The following is an 11,559-nucleotide window of genomic DNA, read 5'->3' as shown; positions in this document are numbered from 1 at the left end:
ACGAACCAGACCCGCCAGCTCATCAAGATCCGCCGCCTGCGCATCCCTTCTCAACAGATTCACTTGTCAAAGAACCCAACGATACACTGTCACCCGGCTCTGAACCCGGGTCCTCAATAACCAACGCCTCAGCGCCAGCCATTTCAGGGATCGTTTCACCATCGCCGCCAGAGCGTGTCCGGCGCGTCGGTGGGGCGCTTTCTAGTCGCTCCACCAAACCCTGTCAACCGGTTTTTTCACCGCCCCATCTTTTTTCCAGACCCGCCGCACAACCGGCAAGTCCCAAAAGACAAAAGCAAAACCGACCAACAAAAGCGAACCAAAGCCCGCCTCACGATGATGTCTTAGTCCAACAATGTCAGTGGCTTAACAACCACCAAGAACCACCGCATCGCCTCAACCACCAGGGCCGCCTCGCTGCGGGAGCCGGGGTATAGGACAACCAATATCTCCGAAGCAACAGGAATCTGCTCTGAGATGACACTTTTCTGAAATGGCCTATCTAAAGCCTTTTTGAAACCCGTTGCATAAAGCTGCGCTCAATGGCATTTTTTATGCAACCAATTGTATAAGGAGGAGCCCGATCATGAATGCCTATCCGGAACTCTTGCGCCCGCTCGACCTGGGCTTCACCACGCTGCGCAACCGCGTCCTGATGGGGTCGATGCATGTCGGGTTGGAGGAGGCGCCGGGCGGGTTCGAGCGCATGGCCGCCTTCTATGCCGAACGCGCACGCGGCGAGGTCGGGCTGATCGTAACCGGCGGCATCGCCCCCAATGAGCGGGCCCGGCCGGCCCCGTTCGGCGCCATGCTGACCAATGAGGAAGAGGCTGAGCATCACCGCATCGTCACCGAGGCGGTTCATAGGGAAGGCGGCAAGATCGCGATGCAGATCCTGCATTTCGGCCGCTATTCCTATCAGCCGGAGTTGGTGGCGCCGTCGGCGCTGCAGGCCCCCATCAATCCCTTCGTGCCCCATGCCCTGACCGGCGATGAGGTCGAGGAAACCATTGCCGATTTTGTGCGCTGCGCCGCCCTGGCCCAGTTCGCGGGCTATGACGGCGTGGAGGTCATGGGATCGGAAGGCTATCTGATCAACGAGTTCATCGCAGCCCGCACCAACCGGCGCGAGGATGAATGGGGTGGGCCTTATGAGAACCGCATCCGCCTGCCCGTGGAGATCGTGCGGCGCATCCGGGCAAAGGTGGGGCCCAACTTCATCATCATCTATCGCCTGTCCATGCTGGACCTGGTGGAAGGCGGGTCGACGCTGGAGGAGGTGATCCAGCTGGGTCAGGCCATTGAGGCGGCGGGTGCGACCCTCCTGAATACCGGCATCGGCTGGCATGAGGCGCGCATTCCCACCATTGCCACCTCCGTACCGCGCGCCGCCTTCGGTTGGGTCACGCAGTTGCTGAAGGGCAAGGTGTCGATCCCGCTGATCGCCACCAACCGTATCAATACGCCGGAGGTGGCAGAGAAGCTGCTGGCCGAGGGGGCGTGCGACATGGTGTCGATGGCGCGGCCCTTCCTGGCCGATGCCTTTTTTGTGAAGAAGGCCCGCGAGGGACGGGCCGACGAGATCAATAGCTGCATCGCCTGCAACCAGGCCTGCCTGGACCATACGTTCAGCGGCAAGATCACCTCCTGCCTGGTCAATCCCCGCGCCTGCCATGAAACCAAGCTGGTCATCGCCCCGACACCAGCGCCCAAGAATCTTGCCGTGATCGGCGCCGGTCCCGCCGGTCTGTCCTTCGCGGTGACCGCCGCCGAACGCGGGCATAAGGTCACCTTGTTCGAGGCGTCGCCCGACATCGGCGGCCAGTTCAACATCGCCAAGAAGATCCCCGGCAAGGAGGAGTTCGCCGAGACCCTGCGCTATTTCAAGCGGCAGCTGGAACTGACCGGCGTCGATGTCCGCCTGAACATGCGGGCCGACGCCGGTATGCTGGCCGATGGCGGTTTCGACGAGATCGTCCTGGCCACCGGGGTGGTGCCGCGCCAGCCGGAGATCGAGGGTATCGACCATCCCAAGGTGCTGTCCTACCTGGACGTGCTGCGCGACGAGGTGCCGGTGGGCGCCAAGGTGGCGGTGATCGGGGCTGGCGGCATCGGATATGACACGTGTGAATATCTGGTGGAGAGCCATGAACCGCCGAGCGCCGAGCGCTTCTTCAAGCATTGGGGCGTCGACCCGACCTATGCGCGCGCGGGCGGCCTGGCCGAGCCGACGGTGGAGCGCAATGGCCGCCAGGTGATCATGATGCAGCGCTCCGCCGGCAAGCTGGGCGAGAAGCTGGGGCGGACCACGGGCTGGATCCATCGTGCCGCCTTGAAGGCCCACGGGGTGGGTACGGTCGGTGACGTCACCTATCGGCGGATCGACGATGAGGGGCTGCATGTCACCATCGCCGGCAAGGACCAGATCTTGGCGGTCGACCATGTCGTGATCTGTGCGGGACAGGAGCCGTTGCGGGAGCTGCAGGCGGCCCTGGAGGCCAAGGGACGCACGGTCCACCTGATCGGCGGGGCGGACGTTGCCGCCGAACTGGACGCCAAGCGCGCCATCAATCAGGGCACCCGCCTGGCAGCAAGCATTTAAGGAGAACCCCCAAGATGACCAACCACCCCACCCTGCACCCCAATGTCGCCGCCTCTCTGGACACATGGCACACCATGGTGGTCAGCCGCGAGCTGTCTGCCCTGCGGTCCATCACCCACCCGGACGCGATCTTCCGTTCCCCGGTGGCCTTCACCGCCTATCGCGGGGCCGATGCGTTGATCCTGGCCATCAGCACGGTGATCCAGGTGTTCCAGGACTTCACCTATCACCGCACGGCCGTCAGCGAAGAGGGGCTGAATGTGGTGTTGGAGTTCAGTGCCAATGTCGAGGGCAAGGCGCTGAAGGGCATCGATTTCATCCGCTTCGACGATAGTGGCCGGATTCTGGAGTTCGAGGTGATGGTCCGACCGCTGAACGGCCTGCAGGCCCTGGCCGCCGAGATGGGGCGTCGCGTCGGCCAGGAGATTTCGGCTTTCAAGGCGGCGCCCTGAGGTATGGCGCTTTGCGGCCCATACAGCTAAGACCGGGCCGCAACTCCCTATGATATGAGCGAACGTCCGCATGTCCCTGCCGCACGCCCTGCTGACCGCCCTGATCGAACGACCCGGTTCCGGCCTTGAGCTGGCGGGGCGGTTCGACCGGTCGATCGGCTATTTCTGGCAAGCCACCCACCAGCAGATCTATCGCGAACTGGCCCGCCTGGAGGTTGCAGGCTGGATTGAGGGAGTGCCGGTGGAGGGGGCCAAGGGGCGCAAGCGGACCTACCACGTCCTGCCAGCGGGGCGGCAGGAACTGGCCCGCTGGACCATTGCCGGCCAGGAGCCGGTGCCCATCCGCGATGAAATGATGGTGCGGCTGCGGGCCGAGGCGGTGATCGGCCCCACCGCCCTGGCCGATGAACTGGCCAAGCTGGCCGCCCATCATCGCGAGCGGCTGGAGACCTATCGCACAATCGAGGCCAAAGGATTCACGCCACCGCCCGGCAACCGCGCGCAGAAGCTTCAGCATCTCGTGCTGAAGGCCGGCATCGAGTATGAGCGGCTGCGCGCCGCCTTCTGTGAAGAGGCCATCGCCCTGCTGCGGAATTCAGACTGAAAATGGCGCTCCACCGATGAGATGGAGCGCCATTTTCGGTCACTTGGCACCGTCGAAGAAGTCGTTGCCCTTGTCATCGGTGATGATGAAGGCGGGGAAATCCTCCACCTCGATGCGCCAGATCGCCTCCATCCCCAGTTCGGGATAGGCGATGCACTCAACCTTCTTGATGCAGTCCTGGGCCAGACGGGCTGCGGCACCACCGATGGAACCCAGATAGAAGCCGCCATGCTTCTGGCAGGCCTCTTTCACCACGGGCGAGCGATTGCCCTTCGCCAGCATCACGAAGGAGCCGCCCGCTGCCTGGAACTGATCCACGAAACTGTCCATGCGGCCGGCCGTGGTTGGGCCGAAGGAGCCCGACGCGTAACCTTCCGGCGTCTTGGCCGGCCCGGCATAATAGATCGGGTGGTTCTTGAAATAGTCGGGCAGCGGTTGGCCCGCCTCCAATGCGGCGCGCAGCTTGGCATGCGCACTGTCGCGCGCCACGATCAGCGGACCGGTCAGGGACACGCGGGTGCGGATCGGGTGCTGGCTCAGCAGCTTGCGGATCGCGTCCATGGGCTGGGTCAGGTCGATCTTCACCACGTCGCCAGACAGGGCCCCCTCCTCCACCTCCGGCAGGAAGCGGGCGGGATCGGTCTCCAGCTGCTCCAGATAGATGCCGTCCTTGGTGATCTTGGCCAGGGCCTGGCGGTCGGCGGAGCAGGAGACGCCGATGCCGATGGGCAGCGAGGCGCCGTGGCGCGGCAGGCGGATGACGCGGACATCATGGCAGAAATACTTGCCGCCGAACTGCGCACCGATACCCAGGCCTTGCGCTGCCTGGAACAGGGCCTGTTCCATCTCCAGGTCGCGATAGGCGTGACCGGATTCGGACCCCTGGGTGGGCAGGCTGTCATAATAGCGGGCCGAGGCCAGCTTCACCGTCTTCAGGTTCTGTTCCGCCGACAGGCCGCCGATGACCACCGACAGGTGATAGGGCGGGCAGGCGCTGGTGCCCAGCGACGCCATCTTCTCCTTGATGAAGGGGATCAGGCGGTCGGGTGCCAGCACCGACGGGGTGGCCTGGAACAGGAAGGTCTTGTTGGCCGACCCGCCGCCCTTGGCCATGAACAGGAACTTGTAGGCGTCTTCGCCTTCCGAATAGATCTCGATCTGGCCGGGCAGATTGGTGCGGGTGTTCTTTTCCTCATACATGGACAAGGGTGCGACCTGGCTGTAGCGCAGGTTGCGCTTCAGATAGGCATCGCGCACGCCATCGGACAGGGACGCCTCGTCGGCCCCCTTGGTCCAGACCTTGCGGCCCTTCTTGCCCATGATGATGGCGGTGCCGGTATCCTGGCACATGGGCAGGATGCCGCCGGCCGCGATCGACGCGTTCTTCAGCAGGTCAAGCGCCACGAACCGGTCGTTGGGCGAGGCTTCCGGATCTTCCAGGATGGCGCGCAACTGGCCCAGATGCCCAGGGCGCAGGAAATGGTTGATGTCCATGAAGGCGGCTTCGGCCAGCAGGCGCAGCCCCTCGGGCTCCACCTTCAGCACGGTCTCGCCATCGAATTCGACGGTGGAGACATAATCGCTGGTCAGCTTGCGATAGGGCGTGGTGTCCGCACCCAGGGGGAACAGGCTGAAGCTGTGCTTCACAACATCGTCGGGCATTTCTGGCTCCGGGTCTTTTCGGGGGCGGCGGGCCGGGGTCCGCCGTTGATGGCCGTTCAGATAGCGCAGCCAACGACCCACCGCCAGGGGGCCGTTGGTCGCGTCGGGATAGATCAGACGGCAGCGATGCAGACGATCTCGACCAGATAGCCGGGGGCGGCCATGCGGGCCTCCACCGTGGCACGGGCCGGCGGGTTGGACTGGTCGACCCAGGCGTCCCACACCTCGTTCATGGCGGCGAAATTGCCGATGGAGGAGAGGTAGATGGTGGTGGACAGAATCTTGGACTTGGAGGAACCGGCCTCGGCCAGCAGCTTGTCGATGGCGGCCAGAACCTGGGCCGTCTGCCCCTTGATGTCGGCGCCGGTGTCTTCGGCCACCTGGCCGGCCAGATAGATTGTGCCGTTATGGATGGCGGCTTCGCTCATGCGGCGGCCGGGATGCAGGCGGGTGATGCTCACCGAACAGGTCCTTTGCGATTGCGGGCCGCGCACGGGTGGCAGCCGGTACCAAGCGGGATAAGGGGCAAGCCCCTCGCCTGCAAGGGGCCCCGGCAAATGCCAGTCATGCACCCCGTGCCGGTTATTACAAAACAGCCGGCACGATCGGTAAAAAGATTACGCCCGGACGGCAGGGCCATCCGGGCGTTCTCGACGTTACTGCTTTGCCGACCCGGCTTATTCGCCATCCACCGGACGGGGCCGCAGCGGCATTTCCGCTTCCTTCGGGGTCAGCATCCGGCCCATCTTCGGCCCGATCCATTTCTGGATATCATCCATCAGCGTGAACATGGTGGGCACGAACACCAGCGACAGCAGGGTGGAGGTGATCAGGCCACCAATCACGGCCACCGCCATGGGCTGGCGGAACTCGGTATCCGCCCCCCAGCCGGCGGCGATGGGGATCATGCCCGCCACCATGGCGATGGTGGTCATGATGATGGGGCGCGCACGCTTGGCACCGGCGTCCAGCAAGGCCGCACGCCGGCTCATCCCATGGTCGCGCATGGCCACGATGGCATACTCGACCAGCAGGATGGAGTTCTTGGTGACGATGCCCATCAGCATCAGGATGCCGATCAAGGCGGGCATGGACAGCGCCATATTGCCCAGCAGCAGCCCCGCCACCGCCCCGCCCAGCGACAAGGGCAGTGCGGTCATGATGGTGACCGGCTGGAAGAAATTGTGGAACAGCAGGATCAGCACCGCGATGATCAGCAGGAACGCCGTGCCCAGCGCCACCGCGAAGCCCATCATCATGATTTCCATCTGCTCGCCGCCGCCATAAGCCGGCTTGGAGATGCCGGCCGGCAGGTGGGCCATGGAAGGCAGCGCATTGACGGCCTTCATCGCCTCGCCCAGCTCCGCACCGTTCAGGTCGGCCTGGACGGAGATACGGCGGGCACGGTCGAACCGATCGATCTGCACCGCGCCGGAGCCCATTTCCAGCGTAGCCACGGCCGACAGGGGCACGGTGGCGCCGCTGCTGGTGCGGACCCGCAGGTTGGCGATGGTATCCAAATCGCCGCGAGCGACATTGTCCAGCTGCACGCGGATCGGCACCAGACGGTCGCCCAGGTTGAACTTGGCGGAATTGGTATCGATCTCGCCCAGCGTCGCAACCTTGGCCACCTGGCCGATGGAGATCACCGACACGCCCTGTTCGGCGGCCCGTTCGAACATCGGCTTGATCTGGATCTCCGGACGCTGCAGGGCGGCGGTGGAGGTGACGTTCTTCAGGATCGGCAGACTCTGCATTTCCGCCAGCACCTTGTTGGCGTGGGCATCCAGCAGCGGGCCATTTTCCGAGGTCAGCATGATCGAAACGTCACGGTTGCCGAAGCCGCCCGTGGAATTGAAGGAGAAGCGCACGCCGGCGATCTTCTGCAATTCCGGCAGGACCCGGGTCTCGAAATCCTTCTGGTGAATGCGGTCGCCACGCGGCTTCAGCAGCACGATGATCGACCCGCGGCGCACCTGCCCGCCACGACCGGCCCGCGCCCAGGTGGTTTCCACCTCCGGCTGGGCCTTCAGCACGTTGGCGGCGCGCTGCACGGCGGCGTCCATCTGCTCCAGGTTCACGCCGGGCGCCATCTCCATCTGCAGGTTGGAAAAGCCGATATCCTGCGAGGGCATGAAGCCCGATGGCAGCATGGTGGCAAGACCGACCGAGGCGAAGAAGAAGAAGGTGCCGGCGGCGATGGTCTTCCAGCGATGAACCAGACACCAGTCCAGCAGCTTCAGGTACCGGTGGGTCCAGGGGCCTTCCTTATGCTCATCATCCTGTGACGGCTTCAGGAAATATGCGGCCATCAGCGGCGTCAGCAGGCGGGCGACCAGCAGCGAGAACAGCACGGCCACCGCGACCGTGACGCCGAACGACTTGAAGAACTGCCCCGCGATGCCCGGCATGAAGGAGACGGGCAGGAACACGACGACGATGGTCATGGTGGTGGCCACCACGGCCAGACCGATCTCATCCGCCGCCTCCAGCGCCGCGGCGAAGGGCCGCTTGCCCTGCCGGATATGGCGGACGATATTCTCGATCTCCACGATGGCATCATCGACCAGGATTCCGACCACCAGGGCCAGGGCCAGCATGGTGACGCCGTTCAGCGTGAAGCCGAACCAGTCCATGACCAGGAATGTGGGGATGGTGGACAGCGGCATGGCCAAAGCCGAGATCAGCGTGGCCCGCATGTCGCGCAGGAACCACCAGACCACACCCACGGCCAGCAGGGCACCGACCAGCAGCGCCTCGATGGAGGCGATGTAGCTGTCCACCGTGTATTTCACGTTGGAGATGATCAGCGTGAAGGTAAGGTCGGGATAGTCCTTCTTCAGCTGCTCGATGACCTTGTCCACGCCCTTGGCGATGGTCACTTCCGAGGAATTGGGCGAGCGGCTGATGGCGAAGCCCACGGTGGGCACACCGTCCAGGCGCGACACGCCGCGCAGTTCCGACGTACCGTCCACGACATCGGCGATGTCGAGCAGGCGGACCTTGCGGCCGCCCGACACCGCGATCTCGACATTGCGCAGTTCATCCACGCTCTGGGCGCGGCCCAGGGTGCGGATGGATTGTTCGGCGGCACCGATGGTGCCGCGCCCGCCCGGCATGTCGACATTCAGGCCCATCAACTGCTGATTGACCTCACCGGCCGTGACGCCCAGCGCCATCATGCGGGCAGGATCCAGGTTGACGCGGATCTCGCGGTTCTGGCCGCCCAGCCGTTCCACCTCCCCCACACCATCCACCCGCTTCAGCGAGCGGGCCAGGTCGCTGTCGATCAGCCAGGAAAGCTGTTCGACGCTGCGGTGGGTCGAGGTGACGGCATAATAAAGGATGGCGTCACCGGTAACGTCCAGCCGCTGAACCTGCGGTTCATAGATATCCTGCGGCAGGTCGGAGCGGATGCGGCTGACGGCGTCGCGCACGTCGTTGACGGCGCGGTCGGTGTCATAGCCGATCTTGAACTCGATCGTGGTGTTGGAATAACCATCGGTGATGTTGGAAGAGACGTGGTCGATGCCCGTGATGTTGGACACCGCATCCTCGACCTTCTTCGTCACCTCCTGTTCCAGTTCCGACGGGGCGGCACCCGGACGCGATACACCGACATTGACGACGGGGAAGTCGATGTCCGGATTGCCGGTGATGTCCATCTTCATGAAGGACACCAGACCGGCCAGGGTCAGGATGATGAACAGGACGATGGGAGGTACGGGGTGGCGGATGGCGACCGCCGAAATATTGCCACGGCTCATGTCCGTTGCCCTTTCTTGAGCGGTCGTCAGTTGGCGGGAAGCGGGTTGACTTTGTCCTTGGGCGTCTCGGTGATGATCACCTTGTCACCCGTCTTCAGATAGCCGGCACCGGTCAGCACCACCTGCTCACCCGGCTTCACGCCGGACAGGATGGACAGACGGTGGCCGTCGCGCGGCCCGGTCTGCACCTCGCGCGCCGTGACGGTGTGATTGCCCTTGTCATCCTTGGCGGCGTTCACCACCACAGCCCAACTCCTGGCATCGCGATAGACCACGGCCTCCTCCGGCAGGATGGGTGCGCTCTGCGTGCCCGTGCGCACCTTGGCCGTCAGGAACATGCCGGGGCGCAGGCCGGGATCGTGCGGCACCTCGATCTTCACCGTGCCGATGCGGGTCTTGACGTCCACGACAGGGGAAATGATACGGACGGCGCCGACGAAGGGTTTGCCATTGATATCGACTGCCGACAATTCCGCCATCTGGCCGACGGCCAGCTGACCCAGATCGATCTCCGGCACCTCGGCCAGCAGTTCGACGCGGTCGTCGCGGATGATGCGGAACAGTTCCGTGCCACCGGCCGACATCACGGCGCCCAGGCGGGCATTGCGCCGGGCGACCGTACCGTCGGTGGGGCTGCGCACCTCCGTCTGGGCCAGACGCGCGGCGGCCTGCACCTTGGCAGCCTCGGCCACGCCGACGCGGGCCTTGGTGGTCAGCGCGGTGGAGCGGCGGGCATCCAGGTCGCGGGTGGAGATGGCACCGGTACGGGCCAGTTCCTCCGCACGGCGGATATTGGCATCGGCTTCGTTGGCCAGGGCTTGGGCCTCGCGCAGCGAAGCCTCCTTCGACAGCAGGTCGGCGCGCAGCACCTTGTCATCGAACCGGGCCAGCAGCTGGCCGGCCTTGACCTTGTCACCCTCATCCACCAGCACCTCGGTGATGGCCAGGCCGGAGGTCTGGGTGCCGATGGGCAGCTCGTCCCAGGCGGCGAGCGAACCGGTGACCAGCAGCTGGCGCGGCACGTCGCCGGCAACGGCGGTCACCGTGGTCACGGACAGGATGCTGGAGCTGTCCTTGTCGCCATCGGCGGCAGCGGCGGCGGCGGGCTTGCCGTCGGCCGCAGGCTTGGGCTTCAACGCCACATAGAGGCCGGCGCCGGCCACGGCCACGATTACCGTGCCCAGCAGGATCCATTTCAGCTTGGAGGAGCGGCGGCCACCCGGCGGGGTCCAGCGCTGGCCACCCGTAAGGTTGGGCCGGGCGTCATTGCCATCATGGCCAGGGCGGGAATGGAGAGGCTGCACCGTCATGTCGTTCACCATCGTCGGGCCGCGACAACGGGCGCGGCTTCCGGGCGAGGGCAATCACTCGCGGATACCGCCCCCTGCGGTGACCCACGTTCCCCCCGTCCTGTTTGCGGACATTACATGCGGAAATTTATGGCGGAAAGTCACACATGGTTTCACGGATGTAACGAATCATTTCGAACCACATCCAGCACATGCGCTGGTTTTAGTTACAAAGGCAGCCATTTCACGGACGCAAGACATCAATGATGAAGCCGGTGGTCAGCGCGGAGAACAGTGTCGTCAGCATAGTCGAACTGGCCGTCCGCGCCACATGGGTCTCATAGCGCTGGGCAAAAAGGAAGGCGTTCATGCCGCTGGGCATGCTGGCCGTGGTGACCGCCACGGCCAGGGTCAGTGGCGGCAGGTCGAACAGATAACGGCCCGAAACAAACACCGCCGCCGGCAGCACGAACAGCTTCACCAGGGTCATGAACAGGGTGCGTCCCACCAGGTCGGTGACGGTCAGCCCCACCAGGCTGGCCCCCAGTGCGAACAGCGAACAGGGCACCGCCGCGTCGCCCAGCATGCGCATGGCCGCGTCGATGGGGCCGGGCATGGACAGGCCGGCGGCACCGAAGGCCAGACCGGCCAGGATGGCGACGATGACCGGATTCTTCACCAGCGCCACCAGCGTCTGGCCCAGGATGCGCAGGACGCCCCCGCCCTGGCCGGCCCTGGAGGCTTCGGCCAGGATGGTGGCGATGCCGATCAGCCAGGCGGCATGGCCGGTGACCAGCAGCAGCATCTGCTGCAGCCCCGGCTGGCCGAAGGCGGCCAGCATCAGCGGTACACCGACCAGCACGGTGTTGGAAAAGCACGACCCCAGCATCAGCGTCGCTGCCCCGCCCAGCGTCTCCTTATAGACCCAGCTTGCATAAAGAAAGCTGGCGATCATGATCAGGGTCAGCGCCAGATAGTAGGAGGCCACCAGGTTCATCTCATCCCCGTGCGGCAGGCCTCTGGACGCCATCGACCGGAACAGCAGGCAGGGCAGCGCCAGGTAGAAGATGAAGTTCGACAGCGACTTGGCGAAATCGGCGGGGAACAGGGGCGGCCGCCCCACGAAGAAGCCGATGGCCACCAGGCCGAAGACGGGCAGGATAATGTTGAGGATCGTATCCAT

The 11,559-nt window shown here is 64.6% G+C and carries 8 protein-coding genes; 3 read left to right on the top strand and 5 right to left on the bottom strand.

What is annotated here, in order from left to right; all coding sequences use genetic code 11:
• The first annotated feature begins 586 nt into the window (after positions 1 to 586).
• The 3 genes from AC1Q7F_RS12420 to AC1Q7F_RS12410 all read left to right on the top strand — a co-directional run bounded on the left by AC1Q7F_RS12420 (position 587) and on the right by AC1Q7F_RS12410 (position 3,658).
• Positions 587 to 2,602: an FAD-dependent oxidoreductase gene (locus AC1Q7F_RS12420; RefSeq protein WP_492507185.1), complete on the top strand. Its 2,016-nt coding sequence runs from the start codon at positions 587 to 589 to the stop codon at positions 2,600 to 2,602.
• A gap of 14 nt (positions 2,603 to 2,616) precedes the next feature.
• Positions 2,617 to 3,054 carry a nuclear transport factor 2 family protein gene (locus AC1Q7F_RS12415; RefSeq protein WP_492507183.1) on the top strand — a complete coding sequence of 146 codons (438 nt, stop codon included), beginning with the start codon at positions 2,617 to 2,619 and terminating at the stop codon, positions 3,052 to 3,054.
• A 70-nt stretch (positions 3,055 to 3,124) separates the two neighbouring features.
• Complete coding sequence (locus tag AC1Q7F_RS12410; RefSeq protein ID WP_492507182.1) at positions 3,125 to 3,658, top strand: PadR family transcriptional regulator; 534 nt, start codon at positions 3,125 to 3,127, stop codon at positions 3,656 to 3,658.
• A gap of 39 nt (positions 3,659 to 3,697) precedes the next feature.
• Here the strand turns inward: AC1Q7F_RS12410 and AC1Q7F_RS12405 are convergent, their stop codons facing one another.
• The 5 genes from AC1Q7F_RS12405 to AC1Q7F_RS12385 form a co-directional block, all read right to left on the bottom strand.
• The gene (locus tag AC1Q7F_RS12405) at positions 3,698 to 5,320 is read right to left on the bottom strand and encodes a fumarate hydratase (protein WP_492507180.1); all 1,623 of its coding nucleotides are present in this window, start codon (positions 5,318 to 5,320) and stop codon (positions 3,698 to 3,700) included.
• Positions 5,321 to 5,433: 113 nt separating this feature from the next.
• Complete coding sequence (locus AC1Q7F_RS12400) at positions 5,434 to 5,781, bottom strand: RidA family protein (protein WP_492507178.1); 348 nt, start codon at positions 5,779 to 5,781, stop codon at positions 5,434 to 5,436.
• Between the two features lie 216 nt (positions 5,782 to 5,997).
• Positions 5,998 to 9,087, bottom strand: coding sequence for an efflux RND transporter permease subunit (locus AC1Q7F_RS12395; protein WP_492507176.1), 3,090 nt, complete (start codon positions 9,085 to 9,087; stop codon positions 5,998 to 6,000).
• Between the two features lie 26 nt (positions 9,088 to 9,113).
• Positions 9,114 to 10,397: an efflux RND transporter periplasmic adaptor subunit gene (locus AC1Q7F_RS12390; protein WP_492507174.1), complete on the bottom strand. Its 1,284-nt coding sequence runs from the start codon at positions 10,395 to 10,397 to the stop codon at positions 9,114 to 9,116.
• Positions 10,398 to 10,620: 223 nt separating this feature from the next.
• On the bottom strand, positions 10,621 to 11,559 hold the full coding sequence (locus AC1Q7F_RS12385) for an AEC family transporter (RefSeq protein WP_492507172.1): 939 nt from the start codon (positions 11,557 to 11,559) through the stop codon (positions 10,621 to 10,623).

The sequence above is a fragment of the Niveispirillum sp. GW835-FHT14G11 genome (assembly GCF_058793615.1).
This window is presented reverse-complemented; position numbering and strand designations above follow the sequence as displayed.